Below are 15,918 nucleotides of genomic sequence, written 5' to 3'. Positions count from 1 at the left end.
GGGTGGCGCACCGCTTCCCGCCGAAGTCCTGCGAGGTCGCCATGTCCGAGACGCTGTCCCCGAGCCAGAAGCCGGTGGGAGTCGACCCCGACCGGCCGAGCATCGCGCGGATCTACGACGGCTTCCTCGGCGGCAACAACTACTACGAAGTCGACCGCGTCGTGATGGAGAAGATCCGCGCGGCCGTGCCGGAGGCGGTCGACATCGCCCGCGGCAACCGCGGATTCCACAACCGCGCGCTGCGGATGCTGGCGAGCCAGACCAAGATCCGGCAGTTCCTCGACTGCGGGTCCGGGCTGCCGACGGCGGAGAACACGCACCAGATCGTCCAGCGCATCGACAAGGACCACACCGTCGTCTACGTCGACAACGACCCGGTGGTCCTCGCGCACGGCCGCGCGCTGCTCGTGGAGAACGACTTCACGCACATGGTCGAAGCGGACATCTTCCAGCCGGAAGCGGTGCTCGGCAACGACGAGGTGCGCGGCCACATCGACTTCTCGGAGCCGGTCGCGCTGCTGCACGTCGGCACGATGCACCACTTCGAGGGCGACGGCGCGGTCGACGTCATGCGCGAGTACATCGACGCGCTGGCCCCGGGTTCGTACGTGGTGCTGTCGCACTTCTTCGACCCCGAGGTGCCGGAGCTGACCGCGATCGCCAAGCGCATCGAGCAGATCCTGGTCCAGGGCCCGCTGGGCGCCGGCCGGTTCCGCACCCGCGTGGAGATCGAAGCCATGCTGCCGGGACTGGAGTTCCTGCCGCCGAACGCGACGTCCGCGCCCGGCCTGGCGGTGTGCGACGAGTGGTGGCCGGACGGTCCCCGGCTCACGCCCCTGTCGAATTCGGCGAAGTGCGTGGCCGGGATCGTCGGCGTCAAGCGCTAGTAGTACTTTGTTAGGTCTTGGCGTGTCGTGGGGACGTGAAGCAGGCTGGATGATTTCATGCCCCGGTGACTCCCGACGAGCTTGTCCATGTCCGGCAACGTCTTGAGGCCTTCGCGGCGGAGGTGTTCGCTCCCTTGGCCCGGTCGGATCAGCGGGCCAAGGGCGAGACGTATCTGCGGGGACTGTTGCTGGACGGGCGACGTAAGTCGATGCAGCCGATGGCGGAACGCCTGGGAGTGGATCATCAAGGACTGCAACAGTTCCTGACCACCTCGACCTGGGACACCGACACGGTGCGAGCACGGCTGGCCCAGCGAGCGGTGGAGGCTGTCGATCCGGTCGCCTGGGCGGTCGACGACAGCGGCTTCCCCAAGGACGGCACGAGTTCACCGGGCGTGGCCCGGCAGTACTCCGGGACCTTGGGCAAAGTCGCCAACTGCCAGATCGGGGTCAGTGTGCACGCGGTCACCGATACCGCCTCCTGCCCGCTGGGCTGGCGGCTGTTCCTGCCGGAGTCATGGGACACCACCAAAGCAGGCCCGGCGGCGGTCAAGGCAGCCAAAGCCAACCGTCGCAAGACGCTGAGGAACGCACCACGAGCCGCGCCGGCAGGCGAGCAGGTTAGCGCCGGGACCGAGGTGGACGTGGAGGCGGTCACCGAGGCCGCCAGGGCGCGCCGGAACCGGTGCGGCATACCCGAGAACGAAGGCCACCGTCCGAAGTGGATGCTGGCCGTCGAGATGCTGGACGAACTCGCCGAACACGGGCTGCGGCCACCGGTGCTGGTCGCCGACGCCGGCTACGGCGACAACAGCCAGTTCCGGGCCGCGCTCGACGAGCGGAACATCGCCTACAACGTGCAACTCAAAAGCGAGGCCCTGGCCCACACCAGCGAGGCGGCCCCCGTCCCGCGGGAATGGTCCGGCACGGGCCGATGCGGCCGGCCACCGGCCGCCACGCCCGTCTATACCGACGAACCGCTCAGCCTGGCCCGGCACGTGGCCGCCGCCGGCCGTGAGGCCGCGCTCACCATCACCTGGCGCGAAGGCAGCAAAGGCGCCCTGAGCTCCCGGTTCGTGTTCCTGCGGGTCCGGCCCGCCGGGCACCGCGTCCCCCGCGGCGCCGAAGACGGCGCCCTGCCCGAGCGGTGGCTGATCGCCGAGTGGCCCGACGACGAGCCCGAACCGGTCACCTACTGGCTGTCCAGTCTTCCCGCCACCACATCTGCCGCCGATCTCGTCCGCTACGCCAAGATCCGCTGGCGGATCGAGCACGACTACCGCGAACTCAAAACCGGCCTGGGCCTGGACCACTTCGAGGGCCGTTCCTGGCAAGGCTGGCATCGCCACGTCACCCTGGTCACTGCCGCACACCTGTTCCTCACCCTGCTGCGAGGCGACCCAAAAGCGGCTGCGCCGGCCTGACCCTCTACACAGCCATCCGCGAGCTGCAACGGCTCCTCGCGACCTGGACCGGCGCATGCCTGACCTGCCACCAAACGGTGAAACCGTTACACCGCAACAAGCATCACCAAACCTAACAAAGTACTACTAGCGCAGCCGCCACAGGTGGTCGGCGGTCCCGGTGTCGCCGAACTGCACCACCTGAGCGCTGTCGGCCGTCGACATCCGGTCGACGCCGAGCACCTTGCCGGAGTTGCGGTTCACGATCCGGAACCAGCCGCTGCCGTCGTCGCGCAGGCGCCACTCGTGGTCCGCCGACCCGTTGTCGGTGAACTGGACGACGATCGCACTGTCCGCTGTGGACATCTGGTCCACGCCCAGCACCTTGCCCGAGTTGGCGTTGCGGATGAGGAACCAGCCGGCCGCCGTCGGCTCGAAGCTCCACAGGTGATCCGCGGTCCCGTTGTCGGCGAACTGGACGACCCGCGCACTGTCCGCAGTGGACATCTGATCGACCCCGAGTACCTTGCCGGAGTTGCGGTTCTCGACCCGCAGCCGGCCGTCCGGGACCAGTGACCACACGTGGTCCGCCGTGCCGCTGTCGGCGAACTGGACGACCTGCGCGCTGTCCGCGGTCGACATCCCGTCGACGCCGAGGACCTTGCCGGAGTTGCGGTTCTTCAGCCGCCACCAGCCGTCGCCGTTGTCGACCAGCTGCCAGAGGTGGTCCGCGGTGCCGTTGTCGGTGAACTGCACGACCTTCGCACTGTCCGCGGTGGACATCTGATCGACCCCGAGCACCTTGCCCGAGTGGTGGTTGCGGATCCGGTACCAGCCGTCGCCGTTCGCGACGAGGTGCCAGACGTGGTCGTCGGTGCCGTTGTCGGCGAACTGCACCACTCGTGCGCTGTCCGCGGTGGACATCTGGTCGACGCCCAGTACCTTGCCGGAGTTGCGGTTCACGATCCGGAAGCCCGCTCCCCCGCCGCCGGGCAGCCACGGGTGCCCGTTCGGGTCGGCCGTCGGGAACGACGTGACGCGCAGCCGCGCGGCCCCCATCGGGATCAGCGTGACCGTTTCGACCGCCGCCTCGCTGTGCGCCGGTGACGCCTGCAGCGGCGTGACGACGTTCTGGTCGTCCGCGGTCCACTCCGCGATCTTCCGGGCGGGCGCGGTGATCTTGACCGGCGCGGTGTCCGGCGTGAACGGGTTGGCGGGCAGCGCGCCGCCGGCCGCGGAGAAGGTGAGCGCCGCGTCGACCGTCAGGCCGTAGTTCCACGGCGTCGTCGCGTGCACCGCGTACTCCGGGAACTGCGCGGTCCCGCCGATCTGCTGGTAGCTCTCGCCGACCTTCAGCGAGTAGGTCAGCGGGCCGTGGTCGACCGAGACGGAGTCGTGGTTCGCCGACCACGTCCGCGTCGTCGTCCGCTGCGGGAGGGTCAGCGTGACGACGTCGCCGGTCGCCCACGTCCGGTCGACCTTGACGAACGCCGGCCCGGCCGCCGCCGCGACCGGTGCGCCCGCCACGACCAGCCGCGGCGCGGCGCACCACGCGGGGATCCGGAAGTACAGCGGGAAGGCCAGCCGCTTCGGCGTCCGGACGGTGAAGGTGACCTGCTCGGAGAACGGGTAGGTGGTGTCCTCGGTGATGGTCACGGACGTGCCGTCGCCGACCTTCGCCGTGACGCTGCTCGCGGAGTACATCGCCGCCGCGAGGCCGTTGTCCGGGGTGGCCAGCCACAGCTCTTCGGTGAAGTACGGCCAGCCCATGCCGTAGTTGTGCGGGCAGCAGCGGTACTGGTCGACGCCCGGCAGGTAGGCCTGCATCGCGAAGCCGTTCTGGAACTGGCCTTCGCTCTTGGGCACGTTGTCGAGGTCGACGCTGTTGGCGCTGGTGATGTAGTGGACCGCGCGCCCGGCGGGGTCGAGGGCGGCGGGCAGGGAGTTGAAGGCGAGGTCCTCGCAGCGGTCGGCCCAGACGGGGTCGCCGGTCAGCCGGGTGAGCAGCTGGTGGCTGGCCATGAACTCGACGATCCCGCAGGTCTCGAAGCCCTGGCGCGGGTCGCCGAAGCCGGGCCGCGCGTTCTCGTCCCCGGCGAAGCCGCCGCCGGCGAACTGGCCGTAGGTCGCCATGACCGTGGCGTAGTCGGAGTAGGTGGCCTGGGTCAGGTTCGCGTCGCCGGAGCGCAGCGCGTACTGGGCGGGCTCGCGGAAGCCCTGGGCGATGTTGACGTTGTGCAGGCTCGGCAGGTTCCCGACCCAGTCGGCGCCGTAGGCGTGGATCTTGTCGGCGAGGTCGAGCAGGAAGGTGTCGCCGGTGCGGTTGAAGAGCCAGAAGACGCTGTCGAGGCCGTCACCCCAGCGCACGGAGACCCAGCTGGAGTCGAACGCGCTCTTGCCCTGGGCGTTCATGTACTTGAGGAAGCGGGTCAGGAACGGCACGACGCGGGTGTCGCCGGTGTACTCCTGCCAGGAGCGCAGGGCCTGCAGCAGCGGGAGGTACGGCCAGAAGTCCGGGCCGTTGTTGAGCGCGGTCCGCAGCGCCGTCGGGCCGAAGAAGCCGTCGGACTGCTGAGTGGCGAGGATGGCGTCGATCCACTTCCCGGCGGTGGCTTTCGCGGTGGCGTCGCCGGTGACGGCGGCGAGATCGACGTAGCCGCGCAGCCAGTAGGGCACCTCTTCCCAGCCGGTGCGCTCGGGGTGGACCCAGCCGCTGGTGGTGAAGTCGAGGAAGTGCGAGGTCTCCGGGTAGTGGCCGCAGAGGCCGCCGAGCTGCAGGTTCAGCTGCCCGGCGAGCCAGCCCCGCGCGGTGACGGCCCCGGGCGGCAGCTTGAGGAAGGCGGCGGGCTTCAGCGGCGCGGCGTTCGGCGCGTAGAACCCGCCCTTCGCGGGAGCGACCTTGCGGCACCGCAGAGCGGCGGCCGTCGCGTTCGGGACGGTTGCCCCGGTCAGCAGGGTGGCGGCGACGGCTCCGGTGACGAACTGCCTGCGGCTCAGCGACACGGGACGGCCTCCGCTCGGATTTACAACGTTGTAAAAACAGTTGTACCGCGCTGATACAACGTTGTAAATCCGCCGTTCGTCGGAGTTCACGACGAACCACGAGAGCGGGTCAGCGATCGTGCGCAGCCTCCGGAGCGCGAGGTACGGCAGCGCCGCCGTCAGCAGGACGAAGATGCCGGTCTCGATGCCCTGGAACATCCAAAAGCGACCGAGTCGTACGCTTCCGGTCCTGCTCCGCCGGTGTTGCCGCAGCCGCTGGGTGGATACGGACCGTTCTGCGGGTCCGGCAGCTCCCTCTCCCCCGCCGCGGCCGCGGCAACGCGGGTTCCGGGTTCGGCCAGGCTGCCGGTGACGGACGTGCCCACCCCCGGCCGGCTTTCCGCGAGCCCCTCCAGGACCAACTCGCGGTACGCCTCGAGCACGGTGCTCGGGTTGATCGCCGGCGCCGCGAGCGCGCCACTGTCGAGGAGCGGCCGCCGGGCATAGGGTCTCGGGCGGGACGCACACCGGCGCCGGGAGGCAGGCATGTCGTTGTTGGACGGGCTGAGCAAGGCGATCGCCGACGGGTCGATCGAGATCGTCGACCTGACCGCGCCGCTGAGCGCGGCCACGCCGATCCTGCAGCTGCCGGAGCCCTTCGCCAACACCATCCCGTTCCGGCTGGAGGAGATCAGCCGCTACGACGAGCGCGGCCCGCGGTGGTACTGGAACGACATCCACACCGGCGAGCACACCGGCACCCACCTCGACGCACCCGTCCACTGGGTGTCCGGAAAGGACGGTCACGACGTCTCGCGGGTGCCGCTGAAGACCTTGGTCGCGCCCGCGGTCGTGCTGGACTTCTCGGCGCGGGCCGCGCAGGATCCCGACTTCCTGCTCTCGATCGACGACGTCACCGCGTGGACGGCCGAGCACGGCCCGCTGCCCGACGGCGGCTGGCTGCTGTACCGCACCGGCTGGGACGCGCGCAGCGACGACCAGGAGCGGTTCCTCAACGCCGACGAGGCCGGGTCGCACTCCCCCGGCGTCTCGCCCGAGTGCGCGCGGTGGCTCGCCGAGGAAACGCCGATCACCGGGCTCGGCGTCGAAACCGTCGGCACCGACGCGGGCCAGGCGCCGGCGCTCGAGCCGATGTTCCCGTGCCACGAACTCCTGCTGGGCGCCGGGAAGCACGGCCTGACGCAGCTGCAGAACCTGGCCTCGCTGCCGCCGACCGGGACGCTGCTGGTGGTCTCGCCGCTGCCGATCGTCGGCGGGTCCGGCAGCCCGGCCCGCGTGCTGGCACTGGTGGAGCGGTGAACGTCGCCGAACTCGTCGGCCGCACGCTGGCCGGCCTCGGCGTCGGCACGGCGTTCGGGGTCGTCGGCAGCGGCAACTTCGAGGTGACGAACGCGCTGCGCGCGGGCGGCGTCCGGTTCGTCGCCGCCCGCCACGAGGGCGGCGCGGCGAGCATGGCCGACGCCTACGCGCGGATGAGCGGCAAAGTGTCGGTCCTGTCGCTGCACCAGGGCTGCGGGCTGACCAACGCGATGACCGGCATCACCGAGGCGGCCAAGAGCCGGACGCCGATGATCGTCGTCGCCGCCGACTCCGCGAGCGCGTCGGTGCTGTCGAACTTCCGCGTCGACCAGGACGGTCTCGCCACCGCGGTCGGCGCGGTGCCGGAGCGCGTGCACTCGGCGGCGAGCGCGGTGGCCGACACCGTGCGGGCCTTCCGGACCGCGCTGCAGCAGCGCCGGACGGTCGTGCTGAACCTGCCGCTCGACGTCCAGGTCCAGTCCGCACCCGAACCGCCGGAGCCGGTGCCCCCGATCGCCGGGCCGGCGCCGATGCGGCCGGACATCGGCGCGGCGGCCGACCTGGCGGACCTGCTGATCGCCGCCGAGCGGCCGGTGTTCATCGCCGGCCGCGGCGCCCGCGGGAGCCGGGAACCGGTGCGCGAGCTGGCTTCGCGCTGCGGCGCGCTGCTGGCGACGTCGGCCGTCGCGCACGGGCTCTTCCACGGCGACGCGTTCGCGCTCGGCATCTCGGGCGGGTTCGCCTCGCCGACGGCCGCCGAGCTGATCGTGGGCGCCGACCTCGTCGTCGGCTGGGGCTGCGCGCTGAACATGTGGACCACGCGCCACGGGAAGCTGCTCAGCCCGCACGCGCGGCTCGTCCAGGTCGATCTCGAGCAGAGCGCCCTCGGCGCGCACCGGCCGATCGACCTCGGCGTCGTCGGCGACGCGGGGTGCACCGCGGAAGACGTCCTGAGCGAGCTGGGCGACCACAAGGCGGTGGGCTACCGCACCGAGGACGTCGCCGCCCGGATCGCGGCCGGCCGCTGGACCGACGTCGAGCACGACGACCTCTCGCGCGGGGGCCGCATCGATCCGCGCACGCTGAGCAAGCTCCTGGACGAGCTGCTGCCCGTCGAGCGGATCGTCTCGATCGACTCCGGCAACTTCATGGGCTACCCGAGCGCGTACCTTTCGGTGCCCGACGAGCAGGGGTTCTGCTTCACGCAGGCGTTCCAGAGCATCGGGCTGGGCCTGGGCACCGCGATCGGCGCCGCGCTCGCCCGCCCGGACCGGCTGCCGGTGCTGGGCACCGGCGACGGCGGGTTCCACATGGCACTGTCCGAACTGGACACCGCCGTCCGGCTCGGCCTGCCGCTGGTGGTGATCGTCTACAACGACGCCGCGTACGGCGCGGAGATCCACCACTTCGGCGACGCCGACCTGACCACGGTCCGCTTCCCCGACTCCGACCTCGCCGCGATCGGCCGCGGCTTCGGCGCCGACGGCGTCACCGTGCGCTCGGCCGAAGACCTCTTCGCGGTGCGCGAGTGGCTCGCGGGCCCGCGCACCGCGCCCCTGGTGATCGACGCGAAGATCGCCGACGACGGCGGGGCGTGGTGGCTCGCGGAGGCGTTCAAGCACTGACCCGGCCCGGGCATCGCTGGATGCCGGCCGACGCCGCCGCCACGCTGGTGGCCGCACCCGCCGACGGGGCTCGAGTGGCCGAAAACTCCTTCGAGCGTGACGTACGTCCTGCTGCGCGGCTAGCCCACGCGGTGCGACACCCAGACGTTCGGCTCAACGTAGACCGCGAAGTCCTGGGCCGTCGACACGAACACCGGAGCGAGCGCACCCGGGACGAGAACTCCCCCGTCGCGGTCGAACGGCAGCCCGGTCCACCGTCGCCAGTCTTCGAGAGGTGCCTGGACCGTCGCGGAGCAGGGCGCGACGGCCTCGATCCGGCCGCCGGCCCGGACGTGGGTGCGGAGCCAGCGATCGGCGGGCAAGCCGTCCGCCCGGGTCTCGGCGGCGTACACGCGCGTCGCTTCGGCCAGGTCGGGGCGCTGCGCGAGCGTGACGCGCACGTCAGCTCCCCCGCGACCACGACTCGAGCGCGATCAGCGTCTTCGTGCCGGTCACCTGGTGGTGGCGGCGGATCTCGTCGATCGTCTTCTGCAGGTGGGCCATGTCGCGCACCCGCAGCCACACCAGCGCGTCCGGGTCGCCCGCGATCGTGAACACCGCCTGTGCCTCCGGCATCCGCGTGGTGGTGCGCAGGATCTCCGCGACCTTGGTGTTCCCGACGAACCTCAGCTCGGTGAACGCCTCGATCCCCCACCCGAGCTTCGCGTGGTCGACCTGCACGGTGAACCCGGTGATCACGCCGGTCTCCCGGAGCCGGTCGATGCGGCGCTTGACCGCGGCCGTCGACAGCGTGACCCGGCCGGCGATGTCGGACAGCGTCCGGCGGGCGTCCTCGCGCAGCAGGCCGAGGATCTCGTGGTCGGTCGCGTCGAGCAGGTCTTCGGTCATGCGGCCGAGCGTAAACGGACGCAAAAATCGGGACCACCCCGTCGCTGGATACGCTGAACTTTGCGTGTAACACCTCGATCCGGCCCCGGCCGTTGCGTGAAGGGTGACCAGCGCCGCAGTGTGCTCCGAAGCACAACCGACGCGAAGGAGGCCCGCGCCGTGGAGACGTTCACGCTGGAGGACCGCTACCTGCGGGAAGCCGGGACCGTGCACCTGAGCGGGGTGCAGGCCCTGGTCCGGCTGCTGTTCGACCGCGTCCGCCACGACCGCGCCCGCGGCGGCGACCCCGCCGTGTTCGTCTCGGGTTACGAGGGCTCGCCGCTGGCCGGTTACGACCTCGAACTGGGCCGCCGCGCGAAGCTGCTGGAGAAGCACGACGTCGTGCACCGGCCGGGCCTCAACGAGGAGCTGGCCGCGACCTCGGTGATGGGCAGCCAGCTCGTCGCGGGCGCCGGCGGGCGGCGCGGCGTCACCGGTTTCTGGTACGGCAAGGCTCCCGGCCTGGACCGCGCCACCGACGCCCTCCGGCACGCCAACCTGGCCGGCACCGACCCGCGCGGCGGCGCCGTCGCGCTGGTCGGCGACGACCCGAACGCGAAGTCCTCGACCGTCCCCTGCGCCTCCGAGCTCGCCCTCGCCGACCTCGCGATCCCGATCTTCTACCCGGCCGACTCCCAGGACGTCCTCGACCTCGGCATGCACGCCGTCGAGCTGTCCCGGGCCGCCGGGGTCTGGACGTCGCTGAAGGTCGTCGCCAACGTCGCCGACGCCTCGGGCACCGCGACCGTCAGTCCACAGTGGACAGCCCCGGAAATCGCCAATGCCTACCGCCACACGCCGACGTCGCGCTTGCTCGGCACCAGCCTCGCCGAGCTCGAACGCAGCCTCTTCACCGTCCGGCTGCCGCTCGTGCTCGACTACCTGCGCGCGAGCGGGGTCAACCGGATCACCGCGCGCGGCCCGGCCGACCGGATCGGCATCGTCTCCGCCGGCAAGTCCTCCCTGGACCTCCAGCAGGCGTTGCGCGCGCTCGGGCTGGACGCGCAAGCCCTGCGGCAGCACGGCATCCGCGTGCTCAAGCTCGGCGCGATCCACCCCCTCGAACCCGGGATCGTCCGCGAGTTCGCCGACGGCCTCGACGAGATCGTGGTCGTCGAGGAGAAGCGCGCGTTCCTCGAGACGGCCCTCAAAGAGGTCCTCTACGGCGTTCCCGGCGCGCCCGCGATCACCGGCAAGAAGGACGCCGACAGCCGGACGCTGTTCACCGAGCTGGGCGAACTGGACCCGGACGGCATCGCGGCCGGCCTGGCGCGACGGCTTCCCGAAGGCATCCCGTCGGTCGACGCCTACCGGGGACGCCGTCGCCGCGAGCGCATCTCGGTGCCGCTGCTCGCCCGGACGCCGTACTTCTGCTCGGGCTGCCCGCACAACTCGTCGACGAAGGTCCCCGAGGGCACGCTGGTCGGCGGCGGCATCGGCTGTCACACGATGGCGCTGTTCATGGAGCCCGACCAGGTCGGCACCGTCCTCGGTGTGACGCAGATGGGCGGCGAGGGCACGCAGTGGATCGGCATGGCGCCGTTCGTCGAGGCCGAGCACTTCGTCCAGAACATCGGCGACGGCACGTTCACCCACTCCGGCAGCCTCGCCGTGCGCGCGGCGGTCGCGGCGGGCGTGAACATCACCTACAAGCTGCTCTACAACTCCGCCGTGGCGATGACCGGCGGCCAGGACGCGGTCGGCGGGCTGCCGGTGGAGAAGGTCGCCGAGCTGCTGCTCGTCGAGGGCGCGAAGCGGGTCGTGATCACCAGCGACGCGCCCGCGCGGCTGCGCCGCCGCAAGCTGCCCGCCGGCGTCGAGGTCCGCGACCGCACGGAACTCCTTCGCACACAAGAAGAACTGGCCGGCGTCAAGGGCGTCACCGTGCTCATCCACGAGCAGGAGTGCGCGGCCGAGAAGCGGCGGAAACGCCGCCGCGGCAAGCAGGTCGCACCCGCGACGCGCGTGGTGATCAACGAGCGGGTCTGCGAGGGCTGCGGCGACTGCGGCACCAAGTCGAACTGCCTGTCGGTGCAGCCGGTGGCCACCGAGTTCGGCCGCAAGACCGCGATCCACCAGTCGTCGTGCAACGTCGACTACTCCTGCCTGGCCGGCGACTGCCCGTCGTTCGTCACCGTCGTGCCGACCGGGAAGAAGCAGCGGCGCAAGCTCGGCGAGCTGGCCACCGACGCCGTCCCCGCGCCTCCGGCGTCCGCCACGGACTTCACCGTGCGGATCACCGGGATCGGCGGCACCGGCGTGGTCACCGTGACCCAGATCCTCGCCACCGCCGCGGTCCTCGACGGGCGGCACGTCCGCACGCTCGACCAGACCGGGCTGGCGCAGAAGGGCGGCGCGGTCGTGTCCGACCTGAAGGTGACGGCGGAACCGGTCGAGCAGGCCCCGAAGCTGGCCACCGGCGAATGCGACCTCTACCTGGCGTGCGACGCGCTCGTCGGAGCGGACGCGGCGAACCTCGGCGTGGCCGACGCGGCACGCACCACCGCCGTCGTCTCGACCACCGAAGTGCCGACCGGCCGGATGGTCGTCGACACGACGGTGTCCTTCCCGGACCCCGGCAGCGTCCTGGCACCGCTGGAAGCGGCGACGAAACGCACGGTGTCCCTCGACGCGCGCGGCCTGGCCGAGGAGCTGTTCGACGACGACCAGTTCGCGAACGTCCTGCAGCTCGGCGCGGCCTTCCAGACCGGCGCGATCGGGCTGCCCGCCGCGGTGATCGAGCGCGCGATCGAGCTCAACGGCACGGCGGTGGCCGCGAACCTCCAGGCCTTCCGCCGCGGCCGTCAGCTGGTCGCCGACCCCGGCGCGCTCACGTCGCCATCGGTTACCGCGCGTCCCGTCGCGCAGCCCGCCGTGCGCGAGCTGGTGCACGCGGAGCCCGGTTCGGAGCTGGCGCGCCTGCTCGACGTCCGGGTCCCGGATCTGGTCGCCTACCAGGACGAGCGGTACGCGCGGGCGTACGCGGAGTACGTCGAGCAGGTGCGGGTGCTCGAGGACGGGCCGACGGACATCACCGAAGCGGTCGCGAAGCACCTGTACAAGCTGATGGCGTACAAGGACGAGTACGAGGTCGCGCGGCTCTCGCTGGACCCCGCGTTCACAGCGGGTCTGGAAGACCAGTTCGGCGAAGGCACGCGATACGCCTACCGCCTGCACCCGCCGGTCCTGCGCGCGCTGGGGATGAAGCGCAAGATCAGCCTCGGCCCGTGGTTCCGCCCGGCGTTCCGGCTGCTGCACGCGCTGCGGCGGCTGCGCGGCACCCGGCTCGACCCGTTCGGCCGCGCCGAGGTGCGGCGGGTGGAGCGCGAGCTGATCGAGGACTACCGCGGGATGGTGCTGACGGCCTTCCAGGCGGCCGACGCCGACCGGGCGCGGATCCTGGCGCTGGCCGAGCTGCCGGACCTGGTGCGCGGCTACGAGGACGTCAAGCTGGCGAACGTCGCCCGGTACCGCGCGAAGCAGGCCGAGGTCCTCACGCCCGCAGGTAGCTGAGCATCGCCTGGGCCTCGTCGGGGACGCGCAGCTTCGCGCTGACGTCCCCGGCGTGCTGCCGGGCGGCCGCGGTGCCGATGCCGAGCAGCCGCCCGATCGTCGGCACCGAGTGGCCTTCGGCCAGTAGTGCGACGACCTCGCGTTCGCGGGCGGTGAGCGTGCCGACGGGGTCGCCGGGTCGCGGCCGGGCGAGCTGGACGGCGACGACGTCGCGGTCGAGCACCGTGCCCCCGGCGGCAACGCGCTTCAGGGCGTCGAGGAACTCTTCCGGCTTCCCGACGCGCTCCTTGAGCAGGTAGCCGGCACCGCCTCCCCCGGCGGCCAGGAGGTCGCCCGCGTAACCGTCCTCGATGAACGCCGAGAGCGCGAGGATCGCCAGCCCGGGCGCGAGCCGACGCGCTTCCAGGGCCGCCCGCAGGCCTTCGTCGGTGAACGTCGGCGGCATCCGGACGTCGACGACGGCCAGGTCCGGTGCCTCCGCGGCCACGGCGGCCAGCAGGTCACCGGGGTGGTCGACGGCGGCGGCGACGTCGAAGCCCTCACTGCGCAGGAGCAGCACCAGTCCCTCGCGCAACAGGGCGTCTTCCTCCGCGATCACGATCCGCACGACGGCTGCCTCCTCGCCTCCACGTCCTCTCCCTGCCTGGATGCACGGATCGGGACGCGGAACCGGTTCAGCTCTGGCCGGACCAGCCGCTCAGCCGGGTGAGCAGGCGCTCCAGCACCTCGGGGTCGGCGGCCACCGGATCGCCCGAGACCGGCTCGTCGACCAGCGTGCGGCGGTCCTGGCGCCGCGGCAGGCGCACCTGCCTGGCGTTGATCCCGCCGGGCAGTTCCAGCTCGCACCAGGTCGTGCGGGCGCCGCCGGGGCCGGGCGTGACGCCCACCCGCTCGCCGGGCCCGGCGACCTTCGGCTCCGGCAGGCCGGGCACGTCGTCGTCGACCTCGACCACCAGCACCTCGGCGCGCAGCCGCAGCCGCAGCGTCACGAAGGCCGGTGACCGCGGGTCGCCGGCGTCGATCACGGTCTCGACCAGCCGTTTCGCGGTGGCGGTCACCTGGTCCAGCATCGGCATCAGGGACCAGTCGGTGAGAATCAGGCGGACGAACAGTTCCGTGACCGGCAGCGCGCTCGGTTGCGCGACCAGCCGGATATCGTCCATCTGGGAGGTGTGCGCGCTCAAACCTGACCTTCCTCGCCCAGGTCGACTGTCCGGGTCACGGCATCTTGCCACCCGGCCTCCGGCGGCACGGTACCGGCTGTACCCACGTTGCTACCGTCGGGGTCATGGGCGATGTCGTCGAAGACGAGGAACTGCGCGCCGAACGGTTGCTGGACGCGCAGGAGAAGGCCGTCGAGCTGTTCGCGGCGGTGGCCGACCGCGGCATCCTGGCACCGGGTGTCCGGGAGACCGAGGCGAGCGACGCGATCCGCGACCTGGCCGGTGACCTGCTCGGGATCCGCCGCTACTGGCACAAGCGGATCGTCCGCGCGGGCGTCAACACGCTGCGCCCGTACCGCGAGAACCCGCCGGACCGGGTGCTCGCCGAGGACGACATCGTGTTCGCCGACTTCGGCCCGATCTTCGAGGACTGGGAGGCGGACTTCGGCCGCACGTTCGTCCTCGGCGACGACCCGGTGAAGCACCGGCTGCGCTCGGCTCTGGCACCGGTCTTCGACGCCGGGCGCGCGTACTTCGCCGCGCGGCCGGACATCACCGGCGCCGAGCTGTACGCGCACATGGTGGAGCTGGCGCGGGAAGCGGGCTGGGAGTTCGGCGGCGAGATCGCGGGCCACCTGGTCGGCCGGTTCCCGCACGAGACGATCGACGGCGCCAAGATCGATTCGTACATCGCCCCAGGCAGCGACGGCCCGATGCGGCGGCCGGACTCGGGCGGCCGGACCTCGCACTGGATCCTCGAGGTCCACCTCGTGGACCGGGAACGGGGCATCGGCGGGTTCTTCGAGCAGCTGCTGACGCTGGGGCCGAGCGCCGCGGACTCGTGACGCCCGGCCCACCGCCCATCAGACGCGCGCCGGCACCCACAAGTCGTCGATGGTCTTCTCGGCCGTCGCGAGGCTCGCGTCGGCCAGCGGGATGAGCTCCGCCATCGCCGGGTTGACGTGCGCCAGCGTCAGCTCCGCGGTGATGAACCGCGGCTCCAGGCCGATCGTCGAGATGCCGTGCGGGAGCCACTGTTCGGCGTGGTCCCAGCCCTCGCGGGGCGTGCCTTCGCCGTAGCCGCCGCCGCGCGAGGCCAGCACGATGAACTCGCGGCCGCCGAGCAGCCCGGCCCGCGTTTCCGCGTCGACCGAGAGCCCGGGGGCGATCAGGTGGTCGACCCACGTCTTGACACTGCTCGGCGCCGCGTAGTTGTAGACCGGCAGGCCCAGTAGCACCGTGTTGGCCGCCCGGACCTCGTCGATGACCTCCTGGGTCCGGGCCCACACCCGCGCCTGCTCCGGCGTGTGCTGCTCGGGCGGCACCATGGCGGCCAGCCCGCCGGCCGCGTCGTGGTGCGGGAGCGGGTTCGCGCCCAGGTCGCGGTAGGTGACGGTGCCGTCCGGGTGGGCGGCCCGCCACGCGGCCGCGGCCCGCGCGCTGAGCCGGCGGCTCACCGAGCGCTCGCCCTGGATGCTCGAGTCGATGTGGAGGAGATGCGCCATGTCGTTAGCCGTCCATAGATCGTTGATGTAAGACAAACCATTAATAGCACATCGACCGTTGGAGTGCCCATATACTGGGCGCATGACCTCGCTGCCGGTCCTCAACCAGCCGCCGCACCGGTGCGGAGCGCTGCTCGACCACCTCTCGCGCCGGATGCGGCTGCGCAGCGAGTCCGTGCTGGCCCCGCTCGGCCTGCGCCCGCGCCACCTGATCGCCCTGACGGTCCTGCGCGACCTCGGCGGCAGCTCGCAGCAGGACCTCGCGAAGACACTGCAGATGGACGGCACGAACGTCGTCGGGCTGCTCAACGACCTCGAGACCGAGAACCTGATCGAACGCCGCCGCTCGACCGTCGACCGGCGGCGCCACGTCGTGGAGCTCACCGGCGTCGGGGCGAAGCTGCTCGCCCGGGCCGAGTTCGCGCTCGCCGCGGTCGAGGACGAGGTGCTGTGCGGGCTGAGCGGCGGCCAGCGCGAGCAGCTCTACGAACTGCTCCACCAGGCGACGAGCAAGACCGAGGTGGAAGCCTGCACGGAGGCCGCGCCCCCGACCTGCTGACCCTCGGCCGGCGGCGACGTCGCGGGCGGCACGC

Annotated in this window: 13 protein-coding genes; 7 read left to right on the top strand and 6 right to left on the bottom strand. The window is 71.7% G+C overall.

The window, feature by feature from the left end; translation table 11 throughout:
* Nucleotides 1-41 precede the first annotated feature (41 nt).
* Nucleotides 42-887, top strand: coding sequence for an SAM-dependent methyltransferase (locus OG738_RS28760; protein WP_329045539.1), 846 nt, complete (start codon nt 42-44; stop codon nt 885-887).
* Nucleotides 888-952: 65 nt separating this feature from the next.
* A complete protein-coding gene (locus tag OG738_RS28755) occupies nt 953-2,311 on the top strand; it encodes an IS701 family transposase (RefSeq protein ID WP_329045537.1) in 1,359 nt (452 codons plus the stop codon).
* A 126-nt stretch (nt 2,312-2,437) separates the two neighbouring features.
* Here OG738_RS28755 and OG738_RS28750 read toward each other — a convergent pair whose 3' ends face one another.
* Nucleotides 2,438-5,491 carry an RICIN domain-containing protein gene (locus tag OG738_RS28750; protein ID WP_442875816.1) on the bottom strand — a complete coding sequence of 1,018 codons (3,054 nt, stop codon included), beginning with the start codon at nt 5,489-5,491 and terminating at the stop codon, nt 2,438-2,440.
* Nucleotides 5,492-5,818: 327 nt separating this feature from the next.
* On the opposite strand from OG738_RS28750, the gene OG738_RS28740 reads away from it, so the two are divergent.
* Nucleotides 5,819-6,592, top strand: coding sequence for a cyclase family protein (locus OG738_RS28740; protein ID WP_329045535.1), 774 nt, complete (start codon nt 5,819-5,821; stop codon nt 6,590-6,592).
* Entirely contained in the window at nt 6,589-8,217 is a 1,629-nt protein-coding gene (locus OG738_RS28735) for a thiamine pyrophosphate-binding protein (RefSeq protein ID WP_329045534.1), read from the top strand. The genes OG738_RS28740 and OG738_RS28735 overlap by 4 nt, the downstream gene beginning before the upstream one ends.
* Before the next feature lie 119 nt (nt 8,218-8,336).
* On the opposite strand, the gene OG738_RS28730 is transcribed toward OG738_RS28735, so the two are convergent.
* Nucleotides 8,337-8,657 (bottom strand): hypothetical protein, encoded by a 321-nt coding sequence (locus OG738_RS28730; protein ID WP_329045532.1) that lies wholly within the window; start codon nt 8,655-8,657, stop codon nt 8,337-8,339.
* 1 nt (nt 8,658) lies between these two features.
* Nucleotides 8,659-9,105 (bottom strand): Lrp/AsnC family transcriptional regulator, encoded by a 447-nt coding sequence (locus OG738_RS28725; RefSeq protein WP_329045531.1) that lies wholly within the window; start codon nt 9,103-9,105, stop codon nt 8,659-8,661.
* A 159-nt stretch (nt 9,106-9,264) separates the two neighbouring features.
* Between OG738_RS28725 and OG738_RS28720 the strand changes: the two genes are divergently transcribed.
* A complete protein-coding gene (locus tag OG738_RS28720; protein WP_329045530.1) occupies nt 9,265-12,657 on the top strand; it encodes an indolepyruvate ferredoxin oxidoreductase family protein in 3,393 nt (1,130 codons plus the stop codon).
* On the opposite strand, the gene OG738_RS28715 is transcribed toward OG738_RS28720, so the two are convergent.
* Both OG738_RS28715 and OG738_RS28710 read right to left on the bottom strand, forming a co-directional pair.
* Nucleotides 12,638-13,264 (bottom strand): response regulator, encoded by a 627-nt coding sequence (locus tag OG738_RS28715; protein ID WP_329045528.1) that lies wholly within the window; start codon nt 13,262-13,264, stop codon nt 12,638-12,640. The two genes, OG738_RS28720 and OG738_RS28715, sit on opposite strands and share 20 nt — an antisense overlap.
* 67 nt (nt 13,265-13,331) lie before the next feature.
* On the bottom strand, nt 13,332-13,841 hold the full coding sequence (locus tag OG738_RS28710; protein ID WP_329045527.1) for an ATP-binding protein: 510 nt from the start codon (nt 13,839-13,841) through the stop codon (nt 13,332-13,334).
* Nucleotides 13,842-13,945: 104 nt separating this feature from the next.
* On the opposite strand from OG738_RS28710, the gene OG738_RS28705 reads away from it, so the two are divergent.
* Nucleotides 13,946-14,665: a M24 family metallopeptidase gene (locus tag OG738_RS28705; protein WP_329045525.1), complete on the top strand. Its 720-nt coding sequence runs from the start codon at nt 13,946-13,948 to the stop codon at nt 14,663-14,665.
* 18 nt (nt 14,666-14,683) lie between these two features.
* Here the strand turns inward: OG738_RS28705 and OG738_RS28700 are convergent, their stop codons facing one another.
* A complete protein-coding gene (locus tag OG738_RS28700) occupies nt 14,684-15,325 on the bottom strand; it encodes an FMN-dependent NADH-azoreductase (RefSeq protein WP_329045524.1) in 642 nt (213 codons plus the stop codon).
* An 82-nt stretch (nt 15,326-15,407) separates the two neighbouring features.
* Here OG738_RS28700 and OG738_RS28695 point away from each other — a divergent pair, with 82 nt between their 5' ends.
* Nucleotides 15,408-15,884, top strand: a complete 477-nt coding sequence (locus OG738_RS28695) for a MarR family winged helix-turn-helix transcriptional regulator (protein WP_329045522.1) — start codon at nt 15,408-15,410, stop codon at nt 15,882-15,884.
* Nucleotides 15,885-15,918 lie beyond the last annotated feature (34 nt).

Source organism: Amycolatopsis sp. NBC_01488, assembly GCF_036227105.1.
Taxonomy (GTDB): Bacteria; Actinomycetota; Actinomycetes; order Mycobacteriales; family Pseudonocardiaceae; genus Amycolatopsis.
Note: the sequence above shows the minus strand (reverse complement) of the source record. Positions and strands in the feature narration are given on the sequence as shown.

Excerpts from the sequence above, each read along its gene's own strand:
- OG738_RS28760 (WP_329045539.1), top strand. The coding sequence starts at position 42 with ATGTCCGAGACGCTGTCCCCGAGCCAGAAGCCGGTGGGAGTCGACCCC.
- OG738_RS28750 (WP_442875816.1), bottom strand. The coding sequence starts at position 5,491 with ATGTTCCAGGGCATCGAGACCGGCATCTTCGTCCTGCTGACGGCGGCG.
- OG738_RS28695 (WP_329045522.1), top strand. The coding sequence starts at position 15,408 with ATGACCTCGCTGCCGGTCCTCAACCAGCCGCCGCACCGGTGCGGAGCG.
- OG738_RS28740 (WP_329045535.1), top strand. The coding sequence starts at position 5,819 with ATGTCGTTGTTGGACGGGCTGAGCAAGGCGATCGCCGACGGGTCGATC.
- OG738_RS28700 (WP_329045524.1), bottom strand. The coding sequence starts at position 15,325 with ATGGCGCATCTCCTCCACATCGACTCGAGCATCCAGGGCGAGCGCTCG.
- OG738_RS28705 (WP_329045525.1), top strand. The coding sequence starts at position 13,946 with ATGGGCGATGTCGTCGAAGACGAGGAACTGCGCGCCGAACGGTTGCTG.
- OG738_RS28725 (WP_329045531.1), bottom strand. The coding sequence starts at position 9,105 with ATGACCGAAGACCTGCTCGACGCGACCGACCACGAGATCCTCGGCCTG.